Genomic DNA, 19837 nt, shown 5'->3' with positions numbered 1-19837 from the left:
TAATTTATATCAGGTCTGGTTTTTTCTTTCCAAATTAGCTACAATAGAAAGAAATCACTAAGGAGTGTGCGTAGCAACATGGGTAAGTTTGAGGTTTTGGATCATCCGCTCATTCAACATAAATTGACAATTATTCGGGAAAAGAACTGTGGGACGAAAGTCTTCCGGGAAATGGTCAACGAAATTTCAACGTTGATGGCGTACGAAGTATCACGCGACATGCCATTGAAGGACATTGAAATCGAGACACCAATTGCCAAGTCAACGCAAAAGACATTGGCTGGTAAGAAAGTTGCCATTGTGCCGATTTTACGGGCTGGTTTAGGAATGGTCGATGGGTTCTTAAACATGATTCCAGCGGCTAAAGTCGGTCACGTCGGTATGTATCGTGACGAAAAGACGTTAAAGCCAGTCGAATATTTTGTTAAATTACCAAGTGACATTTCGCAACGCCAATTATTTGTCGTTGACCCAATGTTAGCCACTGGTGGTTCAGCCATCATGGCCATGGATATGTTGAAGAAGCGTGGTGCTAGCAATATTAAGTTCATGTGCTTAGTTGCAGCGCCTGAAGGGGTTAAAGCCCTTCGCGACGCACATCCAGACATCGATGTTTATACCGCAGCACTTGATGACCATTTAAATGAAGATGGCTACATCGTTCCAGGTTTGGGCGATGCTGGCGACCGGTTATTTGGTACGAAGTAAGTTGCCATAAAAAAAGTAGCACCATTCCACGAACGCGTGGGGTGGGGCTGCCTTTTTGGTTCACTAATATTTGAAAAAATCCTTACTATATTATAGGACCTGTCCAGTGAGAGATAGACTGGATTCACGATTACTTACCACAGTGAATTTGATCTTTGTCGATGAGACTACCGGATTTTTGGTAAAACTATGAATGAATAAGTGTGCACGTGTTGCACTAATCACTATTTCGCTTTAAATGTGATTCAAAAAGACGATTAGTTGGCATGTTCTTTATGAGTCTCAGAAAAATTTTTGAGAGCGGCTGTTTACGGTGAAACAGTGGGGTAGTCGGAAACCTGCTCGAATAGCAGATGAACGGCTACCTAACTTAGCGCAATTGATCACTGGCAGTTAGAAGACCGACCTTCAAGTGAAACTTGAATCAGTATCGTTGATGATTTAAGAAATTTAGATACACCAGTAAAATCGCCCACAGATTATTATTTACTCCAATTGAAACTGAACATATGGTTAGACGATAAAATTTGCTTTTGTTTCCAACTGTGGTCTTGGGCTTCTCTGCCAATTATGAATATTCCTGATGATATCCTGTGATACTGATACTTTATCTAATTCAAACATTTAGTCAGTGATTGAAAACTAGTCTTACAGATAAATATCAAATGAACGGTTGGCTAAGAATCAATGATCAGTTCAATTAAAGTTGGGTCCGCAAATGTCCGCCTTGCGAAAACTGCCCAGGCTGGAAGGCGTTTCTGACAATGCTCAGCGATGAAATTCCACTTAGCAAGCGTCCTTTGCTTGGTTAGTGGAAGACCAGTATTTAAGACGTGGTTTGTCGGCTTAAATCTGCGTCCATCGCGTTCCAGCGTTGTCAGAAATGCCTGGAAGCCGGCGTAGGACGAGCATACTGCTGTAAGTTTGCACTAACTCGCACTGTTTCCAGCGGTCCTAAGCTGGGCGCAGTTGACCTCAACTAATCTGCAATACAAAAACTACCAAACATACCAGCGAAAAAGCAAAGACATTTAAACCGTTAGTTGACAAGTATTCAACAGACGAGTACACTAATTGCAATTAAACAGTTCCTTTAAATTAGCTCAGAGAGGCTGATAAGGATGAACGGACGTCGACTTGTAAGGAAGCCAGACGTAATTTCGGACAGCCTAGCCGCTTTGAGTGGTGGGCTGTCTTTTCTTTTGCAATGATTTAATAAAGGGGTGCGTTATGACAAAGAAAGCGGCGTTTCATAATGATGAAGTCGTATTAGACATTCATGACCGACCAAAGTTTGGTAGTTGGTTAGGATTATCCGTACAGCATCTGTTCTCCATGTTTGGGTCGACCGTCCTGGTGCCAATTCTGGTGGGGCTAAATCCGGGCATTGCGCTTTTTAGTTCCGGGGTCGGGACGTTGATGTATATCCTGATTACGCGTGGTAAGATTCCAGCGTACATGGGGTCTAGCTTTTCATTCATCGTTGTTATGCAGTCGCTGATGAAGACGGCTGGTTATCCAGCAATCGCGCAAGGGACGGTCGCCGTTGGGTGCGTCTACTTGCTCGTCAGTCTGTTAGTGACATTGATTGGGTCGGATTGGATCGACAAGGCGTTGCCACCAATTGTTGTTGGACCGATCGTCATGGTGATTGGATTGTCACTCGCCAGTACCGCGGCCAAGGACGCGACGATGAATGGCAATAATTATGATTTAAAATACTTTGCGGTCGCGATTGCGACGATGTTACTGACGGTAATCTTTAATATGTATCTGCGCGGCTTCATGAGTTTAGTGCCAATCTTACTCGGCATCGTCTGTGGTTATATTTTGGCGGTCTTAGTCGGAATCGTGGACTTCTCTGGTGTTGAAAAGGCGCACTGGTTTGCGATGCCAGCCTTTCAGTTACCGTTTATTAGTTACCATCCCGGCATCTACTGGGGGGCAATTTTAAGTATGGCGCCGATTGCCTTTGTCACGATGTCAGAACACATGGGCCACATTATGGTGCTGAACAAGTTGACCAAACGAAACTTTTTCAAGGATCCAGGTCTTAATCACACGTTAGCTGGTGACGGGACCGCGTCAATTATTGCTGGTTTTGTTGGTGGCCCGCCCGTGACATCTTACGGTGAAAATATCGGTGTGTTGGCCATTACTCGGGTTCACAGTATTTACGTGCTCGCTGGCGCGGCGTTTTTTGCCATCGTCTTTAGTTTTGTCGGCAAGCTGTCCGCACTGATTGAAAGTATTCCGTCTCCAGTCATTGGCGGTGTCAGTTTCTTGCTATTTGGGGTGATTGCCTCCAGTGGAATGCGCATCCTGATTGATAATAAAGTTGATTTTAATCAGAAGCGTAATTTGATGATTGCATCAGCGATTTTGGTGATTGGAATTGGGAATGCTTACTTACAAATTGGGAGCTTTCAATTTAGTGGTTTAGCTGTCGCAACAGTGCTCGGAATCGCTATGAACCTGATATTACCAAAGGTGGCTGTCAACGAGAAGTAAATCGATGGGTGTCAGTTAGTACATGAAAATAAAGTCCAGATGATGAAAATCCAACGATGTGAAAGCTTCATGAAAGCTTGATGTTGTTGGATTTTTATTGATTGACGAAAAGTTGAAATTATTTTGAATTTTTTCGACGGTGGTGGTATTATTACCTTTGTATTTTGATTAGGGGCGACCCTGATCTACCATTTCGGATTACGATAAAATTGACGTTGCCAGTCGCAACGGTTAAGGTTATCATAGTACCGAAATTAAAGGAAAGAGGTGATATTCAGTGGGTGATCCAGTTCCTACAGTCAAATTCCTTGGGCTGACGTTTAATATCGCGAATGACATCTCAGTAATCGTGACTTGTCTAATTGTTTTCTTGTTTGTATTTTTGCTTTCGCGACATATTACGATGAAGCCCAAGGGTGGACAAAATGTGCTGGAGTGGCTCATCGAGTTCACGAATGGCATTGTCAAAGGGTCGATCAAGGGTAACGAAGCGTCTAACTTCGGTTTGTACGCATTTACATTGTTTCTCTTTATCTTCATCGCTAACCAACTTGGATTGTTCATTCAGGTTCAGGTCGGGCAGTATACGTATCTGAAGAGTCCAACCGCCGATCCGATTGTGACTTTGACGTTATCGTTTATGACCGTTGCACTTGCACATGCTGCGGGTGTTCGTAAGAAAGGTATGGGTGGTTATTTGAAAGAATACACACAACCTTTTGCTGTTTTCGCGGTTGTTAACGTCTTTGAACAATTTACCGATTTCCTAACTTTAGGTCTTCGGCTGTTCGGGAACATCTTTGCTGGTGAATTGTTACTAACGAAGGTTGCTGATTTGGCAAAGAGCAACGGTTGGTTGAGCTATGTTTACTCATTTCCAATTGAACTCTTATGGCAAGGTTTCTCAGTGTTTATCGGGAGCATTCAAGCGTTCGTGTTCGTAACCTTGACTTCAGTTTATATTTCTCAGAAGGTTAACGACGAGGAATAATTTCTAGTTTTTTAATTTTAAGGAGGATACACAGATTATGGGAGCAATTGCTGCAGGTATTGCTATGTGTGGTGCCGCTATAGGTGCTGGTATTGGTAACGGTTTGGTTATTTCTAAGATGCTTGAAGGGATGGCCCGTCAACCAGAATTATCTGGTCAATTACGGACTAACATGTTCATCGGTGTTGGGTTGGTCGAATCAATGCCTATCATTTCCTTCGTTGTTGCTTTGATGGTTATGAACAAGTAATCATTGGTCAACGAGTTCATTTTAATGAAAATGAAAGAAGGAGGTGTCATTAGATGCTCTCGCATTTAATTATCGGTGCATCCGGTCTCTACCTTGGTGATATGTTGTTTATCGGGATTAGCTTTATTGTTTTGATGGCATTGATCTCTGTTGTTGCTTGGAAGCCCATCACAAAAATGATGGCTGATCGAGCCGACAAGATTGCGAACGACATTGATTCAGCACAAAAGTCTCGGCAAGAAGCGAGTGACTTAGCTGATCAACGGCGTGATGCGCTATCACACTCTCGAGCTGAAGCGAGTGAAATTGTCGCTGACGCGAAAAAGAGTGGCGAAAAGCAACGGTCAAGTATCATTGCCGATGCGCAAAACGAAGCAACGCAGTATAAACAAAATGCGCGTAAGGATATTGAACAGGAGCGTCAAGATGCCTTGAAGAACGTCCAATCAGACGTCGCTGACATTTCGGTTGCGATTGCTACGAAGATTATTAAGAAGCAATTGGATCCGGAAGGCCAACAGGCATTAATTAATTCGTATATTGAAGGGTTGGGAAAGCATGAGTCTTGATAATCTTACAATTGCAAGTCGCTATTCAAAGGCACTCTTTGAACTTGCAGTTGAAAAGGATCAGACCGAAGCATTCCTGGCTGAATTAAAGCAATTACGGCAAGTCTTTGTCGACAACCCGCAATTGGCAGAGGTCCTCTCAGGATCATTGCTTCCGGTTGATCAAAAACAGACAACGTTGTCAACTTTGACTGACCACGCTTCAGAATACATTAAAAACTTTATTCAAATGTTGTATGATTACGGCCGCATGTCTAACTTAGTTGACATTGTTGACGCGTTTGAAGCACGTTTCGATGAGAGTCGTAAAATAGTGCATGCCGAAGTAACGTCCGCGGTCAAGTTGTCAGATGAGCAAGCTGATGCAATCGCAAAGGCATTCGCCAAACGCGTTGGTGCCAATCAGGTTGTTTTGTCACGTAAAGTCGATGAAGCAATCATTGGCGGAGTAATTGTGAAATCAAATAATCAAACGTTTGATGGAAGCGTTGCGTTACAACTAACGAATTTAAGACGAGCACTCATCAACAATTAGTTTACGAAGAGGTGAAACTTTTATGAGCATTAAATCTGAAGAAATCAGTGCTCTAATCAAACAACAATTAGAAAGTTATCAAACTGAGCTCTCAGTTGCTGAAACCGGTACTGTCACCTACGTTGGTGATGGGATCGCCCGTGCTCACGGACTCGACAACGCCTTACAAGGTGAATTGCTCGAATTCAGTAATGGAGTTTACGGGATGGTACAAAACCTCGAAAGCAACGATGTTGGTATCGTTGTCTTAGGGGATTTTGATGGTATTCGTGAAGGCGATACTGTTAAGCGGACTGGCCGCATCATGGAAGTTCCAGTTGGGGATGCCTTGATTGGCCGGGTCGTGAACCCATTAGGTCAACCAGTCGACGGCTTAGGTGAGATTAAGACCACGAACACGCGGCCAATCGAACACAAAGCCCCAGGGATCATGCAACGGCAATCAGTTAGCGAACCACTCCAAACTGGGATCAAGGCCATTGATGCCTTAGTTCCAATTGGTCGTGGCCAACGTGAATTGATTATCGGTGACCGTAAGACTGGTAAGACGTCCGTTGCCATTGATGCCATTTTGAACCAAAAAGACCAAGACATGATTTGTGTCTACGTCGCAATTGGTCAAAAGGACTCAACGGTGCGGGCCCAAGTTGAAACGTTGAAGAAGTTAGGTGCGATGGATTATACGATCGTCGTTACCGCCGGACCTTCTGAACCAGCACCATTGTTGTACTTAGCACCTTATGCTGGGGCAGCGATGGGTGAAGAATTCATGTTCAATGGCAAGCATGTTTTAATCGTCTATGATGACCTTTCAAAACAAGCAACGGCTTACCGTGAACTTTCATTGATTCTTCGTCGTCCTCCAGGTCGTGAAGCTTATCCTGGTGATGTCTTCTACTTGCACTCACGGTTGCTCGAACGGGCCGCTAAGTTGAGTGATGAATTGGGTGGCGGTTCAATGACTGCCTTACCAATCATCGAAACGCAAGCCGGGGATATCGCAGCATATATTCCAACTAACGTTATTTCCATCACCGATGGCCAAATCTTCTTGGATAGTGATGCATTCTATTCTGGTGTTCGGCCAGCGATCGATGCCGGGGCTTCTGTTTCCCGGGTTGGTGGGGATGCGCAAATCAAAGCCATGAAGTCCGTTGCCGGGACGTTACGTCTGGACTTGGCTTCATACCGTGAATTGAAATCATTCTCACAATTCGGTTCTGATTTGGATGCCGCAACCCAAGCGAAGTTAAATCGTGGGCAACGGATCGTTGAAGTCTTAAAACAACCTGTTCATTCACCATTAAAGGTTGAAGAACAAGTTATGATTTTATACGCTTTGACGAACGGTTATCTCGATAAAGTGGCAGTAGACGATATTGCCCGTTATCAAAGCGAATTGTTCGAATTCATCCACGCTAGTCATCAAGACCTATTTGACACGATCTTAGCTACTAAGAAGTTGCCAGATACCGACAAGATGAACAGTGCGCTGGATGCATTCGCAGAACAATTCCAGCCAACCGCTGCCGCTGCAAAGTAGTTATGGCTGAAAAGGATGGTGAGTAGTGCATGGCAGAATCATTAATGGATGTCAAGCGCCGGATTGACTCAACGAAGAAGACTCATCAGATCACGTCTGCAATGCAAATGGTTTCAACCTCTAAGTTGAATCAGATTCAAAAGCATACGACGACGTATCAAGTGTACGCTTCTAAAGTTGAAAGCATCGTTTCGCATCTAGCCAAAGCTCATCTGATGTCAGCAAGTGTCGGTGTTGCCAATAGTAATTCCAATACCATCTCGGTAAGCGAATTATTAGCACAACGGCCTGTTAAAAAGACTGGTTTATTGATCATCACTTCCGACCGTGGTCTTGTGGGGAGCTATAACAGTAACGTGTTAAAGCAAACCAATGACTTCATGCGGACGCATAAGCTTGATGCCAATAACGCAGTCGTTTTGGCGGTTGGTGGCACTGGTGCGGATTTCTATAAAAAGAACGGCTTAAACGTGGCCTATGAATACCGCGGCGTCTCTGACGTACCAACTTTTAAAGAAGTTCGTGAAATCGTTAAGACAGTCACATCAATGTATCATAACGAAGTCTTTGATGAACTTTACGTGTTCTACAATCACTTTATCAACCGGCTTTCTTCTGGTTTCCGGTCAGTGAAAATGCTGCCGATCTCTGAAGAGACCTTTGAACAAAGTGAATCAGACAACCGTAAAGCCAAGGACAGTCGGGTCGATGTCGGTCCTGAGTACGAAATGGAACCGTCAGAAGAAGCGATTTTGTCGGCCGTGTTGCCACAATACGCTGAAAGCCTAGTTTATGGTGCAATCTTGGATGCCAAGACTGCTGAACATGCTTCGTCGTCAACTGCGATGAAGGCTGCATCAGATAACGCTGGCGATTTAATTGATAAGTTAAATCTGAAATATAACCGTGCGCGTCAAGCTGCGATTACCACTGAAATTACTGAAATCACTGGTGGCTTGGTTGCGCAAGAATAACGAAGTGGGAGGAATTAACGACTAATGAGTACAGGTAAAGTTGTACAAGTTATTGGACCCGTTGTTGACGTTGAATTCTCTCTAAACGACAAGTTACCCGATATTAATAACGCCTTGATCATTCAAAAGGACAACGATGACACTTTAACGGTGGAAGTATCGTTGGAATTAGGTGATGGGGTCGTTCGGACCGTTGCGATGGACGGTACGGATGGTTTACGCCGGGGAATGACGGTTGAAGACACTGGTTCTTCAATTACCGTTCCTGTTGGTAAAGAGACGTTAGGCCGGGTCTTCAACGTTTTAGGGGAAACCATTGATGGTGGTCCAGAATTCGGTCCAGACGCAGAACGTAACCCGATTCACCGGGATGCGCCTAAATATGATGAATTAACAACTAGTACGGAAGTATTGGAAACTGGGATTAAAGTTATCGACCTCTTAGCACCCTATGTTCGTGGTGGTAAGATTGGGTTGTTCGGTGGTGCCGGTGTTGGTAAAACCGTTTTAATTCAGGAATTAATTCATAACATTGCTCAAGAACATAACGGGATTTCCGTGTTTACCGGTGTTGGTGAACGGACGCGTGAAGGGAACGACCTTTACTTTGAAATGAAGGGTTCCGGCGTTTTGAAGAATACCGCCATGGTCTATGGTCAAATGAACGAACCACCAGGTGCCCGGATGCGGGTGGCCTTGACTGGGTTAACGATTGCGGAATACTTCCGTGATGTTCAAGGTCAAGACGTGCTGTTATTTATCGATAACATCTTCCGGTTCACTCAAGCTGGTTCTGAAGTTTCCGCCTTACTTGGCCGGATTCCTTCAGCCGTTGGTTACCAACCAACCTTGGCGACTGAAATGGGTCAATTACAAGAACGAATCACTTCGACTAAGAAGGGTTCCGTTACTTCGATTCAAGCCGTTTACGTGCCTGCCGATGACTATACCGACCCGGCACCTGCAACGACTTTCGCCCATTTGGATGCGACGACCAACTTGGAACGTTCTTTGACGGAACAAGGGATCTATCCAGCCGTTGACCCATTGGCTTCTTCATCAATTGCGCTTGACCCATCAATCGTGGGTGAAGAACATTATCAAGTTGCCACTGAAGTTCAACGGGTCTTGCAACGTTACCGTGAATTGCAAGATATCATCTCGATCTTAGGGATGGATGAATTATCTGACGAAGAAAAGACGACCGTTGCACGTGCACGGCGGATTCAATTCTTCTTATCACAAAACTTCTTCGTTGCCGAAAACTTTACGGGTCAACCTGGTTCATACGTGCCAATCAATGATACAGTCAAGGGCTTCAAAGAAATCCTTGAAGGTAAATATGATGACCTACCAGAAGACGCATTCCGTCAAGTTGGTAAGATCGAAGACGTGGTCGAAAAAGCGAAATCGATGGTAACTGATTAGGAGGGGTTTACATGGCTGACAATGCAAAATCATTAACCGTTAGCATCGTAACTCCAGACGGTCAGGTCTATGAAAACAAGACGCCAATGTTGATCGTACGGACGATTGACGGCGAACTCGGGATTTTGCCGAACCATATTCCAGTGATTGCTTCGCTGGCAATCGATGAGGTTCGGATCAAGCAACTCGAAAGTGATCAGGAAGACGATGAAATCGCCGTTAACGGTGGTTTCGTTGAGTTCAGTAACAATACGGCTACCATTGTCGCCGATAGTGCTGAACGTCAGAATGACATTGACGTTGCTCGGGCTGAGAATGCACGGAAACGCGCTGAAACGGCAATCAAAGCTGCCCAACAAAAGCATGATGATGCTGAGTTGGCACGGGCGCAAGTTGCCTTGCGTCGGGCTATGAACCGTTTGAACGTTGCCCGGCATTAACCACAACTTAAAATTCTGAAAAGCATCTGCAATTATTTGCGGGTGCTTTTTTGTTGTGCCACAATAATTCGAGTTCTGAACACCGTTTAAGGTCAAAAGCAGCCAGCTGAGATTCGCTGGAAACAGTGCGAATTACCGTAAATTTGAAGTTGTGGTGTCGTCCTACACCGGCCTCCAGGCATTCTGGGCAATGGCCAGAACGTGGTGGACACAGATTTAAGCCGACACCCCACGTCTTAAATACTGGTCTTTCACTAACCAAGCACAAGACGCTTGCTAAGTGAAATTTCACCACTGGGCCTTGCCCAGAATACCTTCCAGCCGGGATGGTGTTCGAAAGGCGGACATGTGTGGACCCAACTTTTGTTAAACTGATTGTTGGTTTTTAATAGACAGTCATTTGATATTCAACTGTAAGACAGTTTCCGATAATGCTTAATAAGCTGTCTTACCTGTGTTTCAGAGCGATAAATCAGTAGACTGCTGAAGATTGTCAGAAAATTTTTACCTTGACTTAGATAGTAAAGTCTAAAATTCCAAACAATTGGTAATTCTGTCATCCGGTCTGTCAAAATCTCACGACTAGATGTCATTGGAATTAGTGAATGACCTTCATATCATCTTGTAAGCATTCAAGTTTATGAATCATTATTGACATTGTCTAAAAGTTTGCATAAAGGTCTAGCAACTAAAAGGCAATGGTCAATTGTACCAAGATAGGTGGCCGTTCATTTGCCATTCGAGCGGGTTCCCGACTGTAGGGGCCGGCTGACAATGCTCAAGGGCGAAGTTCTTCTTGTCCGGGTGGGCTTCCCGGGCTAGAAGAAGACTCGTATTTGAAATTGCGCAGTGGTTTTCTGCGTGAGTTCAAATCGATGTCCGCCCTGTTCCAGCGTTGTCAGCCGGCCCCGGAAGTCGGACTAGGACGATCATCGGCTGACGAACAGGAATCCAACTCATCGGTACTTACTCATCTTTCATGCTAACGCAATGTCTGTGAGCGTATTAGACCCGTGTCAGGATGGGAAATGATAGAATAAATGCTAACGACGGGTTATGAATAGATACTGATAGGGGACGCTCAAAGTGTGGCTGCTTACATTGCCATCGCTAGCTAAATCAACACAGGCAAGGGTGTGTGATGATTCAATTGCTTGATTGTCAAGCGAAAACGCTAACAAATCCAACATTAGTTAACTAATCATAAGTATTTAATATTTGTGTTGGAATTGTAACGAAAATGTAAAATGTAATATTTCTTCACCGTAGTTCTATGTTATGATGATTAGGAACCGATTTGAACCTGAATGACACTCGGGTCGTTTGGCTAGAGGACTTCAAGTCAACTGGCGGTTGAATGATATTGAGATTGCACCATCACGTGAACCAGTCGCTCTGGGATGCTGAGCAGCCAAGGCGACATGTACTGCTGCGTGGTGCGAGACCGTTTTGTTTTTATTGGGTCTGCAATCTGACGTAGCTTGTTTATTGATTATCGTTTAGTGATGGAGGGTTTATCCATGGAGGAAATTGTAGTTCATGGCGGTCAACGTTTGACAGGTAATGTTCATATCGAGGGCGCTAAGAACGCTGTGTTACCGATTTTAGCAGCCAGTTTATTGGCTAGCGACGGACAAACACATTTATCAAATGTACCAGTTTTGTCAGACGTGTTCACAATGAATAACGTCTTGAAATTTTTGAATGCTAAAATTGATTTTGATGAAATTAATAAAACAATCGATATTGACGCCAGCCGTCAATTATCATCAGAAGCACCATTCCAATACGTGTCTAAAATGCGTGCATCAATTGTTGTGATGGGACCGTTATTGGCACGTTTAGGTCATGCGAAGGTTGCGATGCCGGGTGGGTGTGCGATTGGCTCACGGCCGATTGATTTACATCTCAAAGGCTTAAATGCGCTCGGTGCAGAAATCGAACGCCACGATGGCTATGTTGAAGCCACCGCAACTAAATTACATGGTGCAGCAATCTACTTAGATTTTCCAAGCGTTGGTGCGACCCAAAATATTATGATGGCCGCAACGCTCGCTGACGGCGTGACGACCATGGAAAACGTGGCGCGCGAACCAGAAATCGTCGACTTAGCTAACTATCTGAATCAGATGGGTGCTAAAGTCACGGGTGCCGGGACTGAAACGATCCGAATCGAAGGTGTTAAGACGATGCACGGTTGTGACCACAGCATCGTCCAAGACCGGATCGAAGCCGGCACGTTTATGGTCGCTGCCGCAGTGACTCAGGGTAACGTCTTGGTGGAAGACGCAATTGCGGAACATAACAAGCCGTTGATCTCAAAGATGCGCGAAATGGGTGTCACGGTGACCGAAGAACGCGGGGGTATCCGGGTCATCGGTCCGGAGACGTTAAAACCAACGTCGGTCAAGACACTGCCACATCCTGGTTTCCCAACGGATATGCAACCACAGATGACGATTCTGCAATTATGTGCGCAAGGCACTAGTCTACTGACAGAAACGGTTTTTGAGAATCGCTTCATGCACCTAGATGAACTCCGCCGGATGAACGCTGATTTCAAGATTGAAGGACGGTCGGTCATCATGTATGGGCCAACTGATTTCAACGGGGCGCAAGTGACGGCTACTGATTTACGGGCAGCTGCAGCCTTAGTCATCGCCGGTTTAGTCAGTCGGGGTTATACCGAAGTGACTAACCTCAAGTATTTGGATCGGGGCTACTTCAACTTCCATGGTAAGTTAGCCAAGCTGGGTGCAGAAATCAAACGGGTCGAGATTCCAGATGGCACCGTTTATGCGCTTAATCCAGACTTTGCCAACCAGGCAGCAGAAGAAATGTAAATAATTGCTTACAAAACCTTCAAAATGCGCTAAACTCGTGTTTGAAGGTTTTTTTGTGGCGAGCCACTGTGGCTGACGCCCATCATTCGGGAGGACACTTATGTTTATTAATATTATCGACAAACACATTTCGTTAAAACCAACTGAGGTGGCTGACGCTGAGCCACTATTTGATCTCGTTGATCAGAATCGCGACCACTTAGCCCCATGGATGCCATGGGTCGATGCGACTGCGACCGTCGCCGATGAACGCCAATTCATTGAAAGCATGCTGACCAAGCAAGCACATGGACAAGTCTTCATTACGACCATTATCGTGGATGGTGAGGTTGCGGGAATGCTGGACATTCACAATATCAGTGACGTCAATCATCACGGTGAAATCGGCTACTGGTTAGGCGCGGCCTATACGGGGCGCGGCGTGATGACCAAGGCGTTGGAACGATTAGAAGAGATTGCCTTTACTGAATTAGACTTACACAAGTTGAGTTTGGGCGCGGATGTCAATAATCAAGCGAGCCGCGCCGTTGCTGAACGTCGGCAATACCATTTGGATGCAACGTTGCCTGAGAACATCCTCGTCAACGAGCAGTACCGCGATGAAGCCATTTATTCGTTGACCGTTGATGAATGGTCCAAACGGCAAGATGACTAGCGGCTGTTGAGCGTTTTGGCGCGCACAACTGAATCGTTGGTACATGCAGCCATTAGTTCTCATCAACTGTAGAGTATGGTATAATGATTAGTCGTATAATTGTATGTTTGAGAGGAGCAAAAACATGGCTTTAGATATTGGTATTGACCTGGGAACTGCCAATGTTTTGATTTATGTATCAGGTAAGGGCATCGTACTAAATGAACCATCCGTTGTCGCTATTGATACCAACACGAATCAAGTATTAGCAGTTGGGTCCGAAGCCTATCAAATGGTTGGGAAGACGCCTAGCAACATCCGGGCGATTCGGCCGTTAAAAGACGGGGTCATCTCCGATTTTGACGTCACCGAAGAGATGTTGTCCTATTTTATCAAAAAATTAAACGTTCGGGGAATCATGTCACGTCCAAGTATTATGATCTGTACCCCAACGAACACAACTGAAATTGAACGTAAAGCAATCTTACAAGCAGCCGAAAAATCCGGTGGTAACAAGGTCTACTTAGAAGTTGAACCGAAAGTTGCTGCAATCGGTGCCGGGATGGATATTTTCCAACCACGTGGTAACATGGTCATCGATATTGGTGGTGGGACGAGTGATATCGCTGTCTTATCACTTGGTGACATTGTCGCAAGTAGCTCACTACGGATGGCTGGCGATCGCATGAACCAAGACATTGTCAACTACGTTAAGGATCAGCATCACCTGTTGATCGGTGAACGCAGTGCTGAACAAGTCAAGATTCAGATTGCCCAAGTCTTCAAGCAAGATGGTGATGATGACAAGGTCACCCAAGTGCGTGGTCGTGATACGGTTACTGGGATGCCACGGTCAATTGATATTGACTCAAATCAGGTAGAAGAAGCCATTCACGAAACGCTGATGCAGATTGTCAGCACCGCACATCACGTGATGGAAACTTTGCCGCCTGAAATTGCGGCGGATATTATCGATCGTGGGATCACCTTAACTGGTGGCGGTGCGCTGCTCAGTGGACTCGACCAGTTGATTAGTGAAAACTTACGCGTGCCCGTCATGGTTGCTGAACATCCGTTGAACAACGTGGCTCAGGGTGCCGGGATTTTGCTGGAACACATGCAGAAAACCGCAAAGAACAAGAAATAATTCGCGATGCGACGGTTATTAATGAAAGGGATCCGCTTCTATCAGCGGGCCTTTTCTGCGTTTAGTCCGGCCCATTGCCGTTATTATCCGACTTGTTCAAATTACACGTTGGAGGCAATCGACCGGTTTGGCGCAGTTAAGGGAAGTCTGATGGGGGTGGCACGCGTCTTGCGTTGTCACCCCTTCGTTAAGGGGGGCTTTGACCCCGTACCAGCCCATTTTTCACTGCGTCGTAATCCGCAATACAAGGAGGAAGACAACCGTGGCAAGAAAAGATAAGGCGATTTCGGTCACTTTAAATGAGACCAAGGTCAACGGTCAGACGGTTACCGAAGTTTTAATTGGAAAGCAGATGATTGGTCAGGTCACCCAAGTCGGCGAACGTTTTGATGCCGAAATGGTTAGCGACAACCAACCATTTGCACATACCAAATCTTTTGATGAGAGTTTGCAAGAAATCTTGTCAGCTTACCATTTACACAAAGGCTAATTTTTAGTAAACCTTCAACCTGGTCCCGAGAATTCGGCACCAGGTTGTTGTATAATAAAAGCTATCTTAGAGTACCAATTGATAGTGTGAATAAGGTTAGATTCAACGTGGACGTTGGACTAATTCAAATAGGTTAGGAGCGTTATTTGTGGCAGAAGAATCTAGACTCCGCAGTCAAGACGAAGATTCAAGAATTGACTGGGGTATCATATTTTCAGTGATGATGCTAGGACTGATCGGGTTGGCCTCGATCTATGTCGCCGCAGTGCACGATTCTAGTTCAGTGAACGTCGCGAAACAGGTGATTTCTCAAGTCATGTGGTTTGTGATTGGGACAGCGATTGCCGTGATCGTGATGCAATTTGACTCAGAACAATTGTGGCGTGTGGCGCCCATCGCGTATTGGTTTGGGATTTTCCTACTAGCGGCCGTACTGGTCCTGTATAGTCGGTCGTTGTACACGAGTACCGGGGCCAAAAGTTGGTTTGCGGTCGGCTCGTTGACGCTGCAACCGTCTGAAATCATGAAACCAGCCTTCATCTTGATGTTAGGCCGGGTGGTGACGATGCATAATACGGAGCATCCGACTCATACCATGGCGGGTGACTGGCAGCTGATTGGTAAATTGGTGGCGTACATGATTCCCGTTGCCATCCTGTTGAAACTCCAAAATGACTTTGGGACGATGCTCGTGTTCTTCGCCATTTTGGGTGGTGTGATCTTAGTTTCTGGGATTTCATGGCGGTTACTTGCACCGACCTTTGCAATCGTTGCGGCGGTTGCTGGGACGGCGTTGTACTTGGTCATTTCTCAAAGTGGTCAGCATATTTTGGAAGCCGTTGGGTTCAAACAGTACCAATTTGCACGTATCGATACTTGGTTGAATCCCTCAACGGATACGTCTAACAATGCGTACCAAGTTTGGCAGAGTATGAAGGCCATTGGGTCCGGACAGATTACTGGTCGTGGGTTTAACGTGTCACACGTGACCGTGCCAGTGCGTGAATCCGATATGATTTTCTCCGTGATTGGTGAAAACTTTGGCTTTATCGGCTGTGCCGTAGTTATTTTGTTATATTTTCTATTGATTTACCAAATGATTCGGGTTACGTTTGATACTAAGAACGAATTTTATGCTTACATTTCGACCGGGGTCATCATGATGATCCTCTTCCACGTGTTCGAAAACATTGGGATGAGTATTGGACTGTTACCAATGACCGGGGTTCCGTTGCCGTTTATCAGTCAAGGGGGTTCGGCGTTGATTGCCAATATGGCGGGGATCGGCTTGATGATGTCGATGCGGTTCCACTACAAGTCATATATGTTCAGTCGTAACGACCGGTTCGAATAGTAAAATTATTGCAAAGGTATGGTGGAATGTATGAGTGAAGATGCAGCTTATTTTTGGACAAAAGATGTCGATGGTCACACGCGCTTGGGCTTAACTAAAGCCGCTCACGAAGCATTGGGTGAGGTTAAGTATGCGGAATTACCTGCAATTGGCGACAAGATTAGTCAAAACAGTGCGTTTTTAAGCGTTGAAGCAACGAAGGCAGTCTCAGAATTTAACGCCCCAATCAACGGGACGGTGGTTGCAGTCAATCCCGCACTTAAGGACAACTTTGATGCCCTGAACAGTGTTGAAGACGGGGTTGCTTGGTTAATCGACGTGGACTAATTGTCAGGCCTTGACAATTAGAAACAGGCTCGGTATACTCGTTACATTAACAAATGATTAAAAAAACTTCATTTTGAAAAGATGAGTACGTGGCTACGATTACTAAGAGAGTCCCTCGTTGGTGCAAAGGGATTAATCGTGAAGCGGAAGATGGTCTTGAAATAATGGCGTTCAGTGAACGAAAGCAAGCTGGACGTGGGTCGCATCCATTACCATGCGGGAGTTCAGAGTAACTCTTGAGACAACCAGTGTGAGCTGGTTGTGAAGATGGGTGGTACCACGAGGCTGAGCTTCTCGTCCTATTGATGATTATGGTGATAATTGTCTGGGATGAGAAGCTTTTTTTGATGCATAAGGAGGAATTGACTTGATTGAATTTAAAGATGTGACAAAGACCTTTGATGTTAAGCAGGGCGCCGTTCACGCGGTCCAAGATGTTAACTTGAAGATTGAGGACGGTCACATTTATGGCATCGTCGGTTATTCTGGCGCGGGTAAGAGTACCTTAGTCCGGATGCTCAACGGGCTCGAAACGCCAACTAGCGGGTCAGTTGTGATTGACGATGTGAATATTACGACGCTGAGTGGCGCTAAATTACGTGCTCAACGGCAAAAAATCGGCATGATCTTTCAACATTTCAACTTGTTGTGGTCACGGACCGTGTTAGAAAATATCATGTTTCCACTTGAAATTGCGGGTAAGTCCAAAGCGGAAGCGCGCAAGAAGGCGGAACACCTCGCAGATTTGGTTGGACTCGCTGGTCGCGAGACCGCCTATCCGTCAGAATTATCTGGTGGCCAAAAGCAGCGGGTCGGGATTGCCCGGGCGTTAGCAAATGACCCGCAAATCTTACTTTCTGATGAAGCAACGAGTGCCTTGGATCCGCAAACGACTGATGAAGTCCTCGACTTATTGTTGTCGATCAATCAAAAGTTGCATTTAACCATTGTCTTGATCACCCATGAAATGCACGTCATCCGTAAGATTGCGGATCACGTGGCCGTCATGGAAGCCGGTAAGATCGTCGAACAGGGCCCAGTGCTCGAAGTCTTCAAGCGGCCAAAGCAAGCCGTCACGAAGCGTTTCGTGAACGAAGAGGTCACCCCTTCATTGAATGATACGACAGTGGTCGTTGATCAGTTGCTTGAAAAATATCCTAAGGGGACGATCGTTCAATTGACGTTCCACGGCGACCAAGCCCAGTTACCAATTGTGTCCGAAATGTTGAAGAAGTATCCACTTGATTTGAACATCATTGAAGGTGGGATTCATCAGACGCAAGAGGGCGCAATTGGGTCACTGTACGTGCAATTGACTGGTGATGAAGAACAACTCAAAGGTGCCTTAGCGTACCTACAAACCATGCGTGTCGAAACGGAGGTCTTAAACCGTGAATAGTCAAGGATTAGATTCATACTTCAAATTTTCCAATGTGGATTGGGGAAGCATGATGTCCTCAACTTGGGAAACGATTTGGTTGACGATCGTTTCCATGGTGGTCGTGGCAATTTTAGGGATTGCCTTAGGATTGTTACTTTACGAGACCGCCGGCAGTCAAAATATTTTAGCTAAAATCTTGAATTGGGTCGTGGCGTTGTTCGTCAATGTGTTCCGGTCGATTCCATTTATTATCTTGATCGTGCTATTATTACCGATTACGTCCAAGTTAGTTGGAACCATCATTGGACCACGCGCGGCGCTGCCTTCACTGATTATTTCAGCGGCACCGTTTTACGCACGGATGGTCGAATTAGCGTTCCATGAATTAGACCATGGCGTGATTGAAGCGGCTGAATCGATGGGTGCCACACGTTGGCAGATCGTCCGCAAAGTATTGTTGCCCGAAAGCATGCCAGCGTTAGTTTCTGGGATTACCGTAACAACGATTTCGTTGATTGGGTATACTGCGATGGCTGGTGCGATCGGTGCTGGTGGTTTGGGGAACTTGGCTTATCAAGATGGGTTCCAATCCAACAACAATGCCGTGACATTGGTCGCAACCGTGATTATTGTCATTATTGTGTTTATTTTCCAATTTATTGGGGATTTCGCTGTTCGTCATATCGATAAGCGGGTCAATTAAAGTTAGTTCTTAGGAGGAATTAGGGTCATGCAAAAAAAGCGGATTTTAGGGTTATTGGCAGTTGCAGCAACCGCCATTTTATTAGTTGGCTGTGGTAAGTCTTCTTCAGAATCGAAGACCACGACGATTACGGTGGGCGCTTCTGCCGTACCACACGCACAGATTTTGAAGCATGTGCAACCAGAATTGAAAAAGGAAGGCGTCAACTTGAAGATCAAAGTCTTCCAAGATTACGTCTTGCCTAACAAAGCGTTAGCTTCAAAGGAATTGGATGCCAACTACTTCCAGCATATTCCATTCTTAAAGAACTGGAACAAGGAAAACAACGGTACTTTAGTTTCTGCCGGTAAGGTTCATTTGGAACCAATCGGTGTTTACTCCAAGAAAGTCAAGAACTTGAAAGACTTGAAGGACGGCGCAACGGTCTTAGTAAGTAGTAATGTTGCCGACTATGGTCGGGTCTTAACCTTATTCAAGGATGCGGGCTTGATCACGTTGGAGAAGGGCACTGATTTGACTTCTGCAACGTTTAACGATATCAAGACCAACAAGCGTCACTTGAAGTTCAAGCACTCTTACGAAGCTAAGTTAATGCCGACCTTCTACAAAAACAACGAAGGTGACGCGGTCGTGATCAATGCTAACTACGCTGTTCAAGCTGGGTTAAATCCTAAGAAGGATGCCATCGCCCTTGAAAAATCCGACTCGCCATACGCTAACATTGTGGCTGTCCGTAAAGGTGACAAGAACAAGCCGGCCATCAAGAAGTTGATGAAGGCCTTACGTTCTAAGAGTACCCAGAAGTGGATCGAAAAGAAATACAAGGGTGCCATCTTGCCAGTTTCTGCTGACTAGTCGTGACCCTGCAATACCAAATACCATGATTCAAATTAAGCTAGTTTCAGAGCCTGAGTGCTTTGGGACTAGCTTTTTTTGTGGAATTAACAATCAGGAATGGCCAGCTGAGGACCGCTGGAAAAGCTGCTGAGCAAACAAAAAGCATGCCACC

20 protein-coding genes are annotated in these 19837 nt (G+C 45.4%); all 20 read left to right on the top strand.

The annotated features are described in order from the left end of the window. Nucleotides 1–78: 78 nt before the first annotated feature. The 20 genes from upp (at nucleotide 79) to KGF70_RS13940 (ending at nucleotide 19683) form a co-directional block, all read left to right on the top strand. Nucleotides 79–708 carry a uracil phosphoribosyltransferase gene (upp, locus tag KGF70_RS14035; RefSeq protein WP_003639227.1) on the top strand — a complete coding sequence of 210 codons (630 nt, stop codon included), beginning with the start codon at nucleotides 79–81 and terminating at the stop codon, nucleotides 706–708. 1230 nt (nucleotides 709–1938) lie between these two features. Beyond that, nucleotides 1939–3219: a uracil-xanthine permease family protein gene (locus KGF70_RS14030; protein WP_216769029.1), complete on the top strand. Its 1281-nt coding sequence runs from the start codon at nucleotides 1939–1941 to the stop codon at nucleotides 3217–3219. A gap of 277 nt (nucleotides 3220–3496) precedes the next feature. Continuing rightward, nucleotides 3497–4210, top strand: a complete 714-nt coding sequence (gene atpB, locus KGF70_RS14025; protein ID WP_050339398.1) for a F0F1 ATP synthase subunit A — start codon at nucleotides 3497–3499, stop codon at nucleotides 4208–4210. A 37-nt stretch (nucleotides 4211–4247) separates the two neighbouring features. Beyond that, nucleotides 4248–4460: a F0F1 ATP synthase subunit C gene (gene atpE / locus KGF70_RS14020; RefSeq protein WP_016527158.1), complete on the top strand. Its 213-nt coding sequence runs from the start codon at nucleotides 4248–4250 to the stop codon at nucleotides 4458–4460. Nucleotides 4461–4513: 53 nt separating this feature from the next. Continuing rightward, the gene (atpF, locus tag KGF70_RS14015; RefSeq protein ID WP_050339397.1) at nucleotides 4514–5029 is read left to right on the top strand and encodes a F0F1 ATP synthase subunit B; all 516 of its coding nucleotides are present in this window, start codon (nucleotides 4514–4516) and stop codon (nucleotides 5027–5029) included. Further along, nucleotides 5019–5564, top strand: coding sequence for an ATP synthase F1 subunit delta (gene atpH, locus KGF70_RS14010; protein ID WP_021732597.1), 546 nt, complete (start codon nucleotides 5019–5021; stop codon nucleotides 5562–5564). The genes atpF and atpH overlap by 11 nt, the downstream gene beginning before the upstream one ends. A gap of 22 nt (nucleotides 5565–5586) precedes the next feature. After that, nucleotides 5587–7107, top strand: coding sequence for a F0F1 ATP synthase subunit alpha (gene atpA / locus KGF70_RS14005; protein WP_216769031.1), 1521 nt, complete (start codon nucleotides 5587–5589; stop codon nucleotides 7105–7107). A 29-nt stretch (nucleotides 7108–7136) separates the two neighbouring features. Then, the gene (locus KGF70_RS14000) at nucleotides 7137–8081 is read left to right on the top strand and encodes a F0F1 ATP synthase subunit gamma (RefSeq protein ID WP_050339395.1); all 945 of its coding nucleotides are present in this window, start codon (nucleotides 7137–7139) and stop codon (nucleotides 8079–8081) included. 24 nt (nucleotides 8082–8105) lie between these two features. Then, entirely contained in the window at nucleotides 8106–9509 is a 1404-nt protein-coding gene (gene atpD, locus KGF70_RS13995; RefSeq protein ID WP_003639219.1) for a F0F1 ATP synthase subunit beta, read from the top strand. Between the two features lie 11 nt (nucleotides 9510–9520). Further along, the gene (locus tag KGF70_RS13990; RefSeq protein ID WP_003639218.1) at nucleotides 9521–9949 is read left to right on the top strand and encodes a F0F1 ATP synthase subunit epsilon; all 429 of its coding nucleotides are present in this window, start codon (nucleotides 9521–9523) and stop codon (nucleotides 9947–9949) included. A gap of 1520 nt (nucleotides 9950–11469) precedes the next feature. After that, nucleotides 11470–12792, top strand: a complete 1323-nt coding sequence (murA, locus tag KGF70_RS13985) for a UDP-N-acetylglucosamine 1-carboxyvinyltransferase (RefSeq protein WP_216769040.1) — start codon at nucleotides 11470–11472, stop codon at nucleotides 12790–12792. Nucleotides 12793–12892: 100 nt separating this feature from the next. Continuing rightward, nucleotides 12893–13447 (top strand): GNAT family N-acetyltransferase, encoded by a 555-nt coding sequence (locus tag KGF70_RS13980; protein ID WP_216769042.1) that lies wholly within the window; start codon nucleotides 12893–12895, stop codon nucleotides 13445–13447. Nucleotides 13448–13571: 124 nt separating this feature from the next. Continuing rightward, nucleotides 13572–14573 carry a rod shape-determining protein gene (locus KGF70_RS13975; RefSeq protein ID WP_050339392.1) on the top strand — a complete coding sequence of 334 codons (1002 nt, stop codon included), beginning with the start codon at nucleotides 13572–13574 and terminating at the stop codon, nucleotides 14571–14573. Nucleotides 14574–14579: 6 nt separating this feature from the next. Next, a complete protein-coding gene (gene yidD / locus KGF70_RS13970) occupies nucleotides 14580–14852 on the top strand; it encodes a membrane protein insertion efficiency factor YidD (protein WP_003639214.1) in 273 nt (90 codons plus the stop codon). Beyond that, a complete protein-coding gene (locus KGF70_RS13965) occupies nucleotides 14836–15063 on the top strand; it encodes a DUF2969 domain-containing protein (RefSeq protein WP_003639213.1) in 228 nt (75 codons plus the stop codon). The genes yidD and KGF70_RS13965 overlap by 17 nt, the downstream gene beginning before the upstream one ends. 148 nt (nucleotides 15064–15211) lie before the next feature. Beyond that, nucleotides 15212–16417: an FtsW/RodA/SpoVE family cell cycle protein gene (locus KGF70_RS13960; RefSeq protein ID WP_216769044.1), complete on the top strand. Its 1206-nt coding sequence runs from the start codon at nucleotides 15212–15214 to the stop codon at nucleotides 16415–16417. 30 nt (nucleotides 16418–16447) lie between these two features. Further along, entirely contained in the window at nucleotides 16448–16744 is a 297-nt protein-coding gene (locus KGF70_RS13955) for a glycine cleavage system protein H (RefSeq protein WP_003639211.1), read from the top strand. Between the two features lie 367 nt (nucleotides 16745–17111). Beyond that, nucleotides 17112–18143, top strand: coding sequence for a methionine ABC transporter ATP-binding protein (locus KGF70_RS13950; protein ID WP_003639210.1), 1032 nt, complete (start codon nucleotides 17112–17114; stop codon nucleotides 18141–18143). Beyond that, nucleotides 18136–18828 carry a methionine ABC transporter permease gene (locus tag KGF70_RS13945; protein ID WP_050339391.1) on the top strand — a complete coding sequence of 231 codons (693 nt, stop codon included), beginning with the start codon at nucleotides 18136–18138 and terminating at the stop codon, nucleotides 18826–18828. Before KGF70_RS13950 ends, KGF70_RS13945 begins: the two co-directional genes overlap by 8 nt. Before the next feature lie 27 nt (nucleotides 18829–18855). Next, complete coding sequence (locus KGF70_RS13940; protein WP_216769046.1) at nucleotides 18856–19683, top strand: MetQ/NlpA family ABC transporter substrate-binding protein; 828 nt, start codon at nucleotides 18856–18858, stop codon at nucleotides 19681–19683. The last annotated feature ends 154 nt before the right edge of the window (nucleotides 19684–19837 follow it).

The organism is Lactiplantibacillus sp. 7.2.4, assembly GCF_018991185.1.
In the GTDB taxonomy this organism is placed as follows: Bacteria; Bacillota; Bacilli; order Lactobacillales; family Lactobacillaceae; genus Lactiplantibacillus; species Lactiplantibacillus pentosus.
The sequence above is the reverse complement of the archived record's forward strand: the minus strand, read 5'-3'. Positions and strand labels throughout refer to the sequence as shown.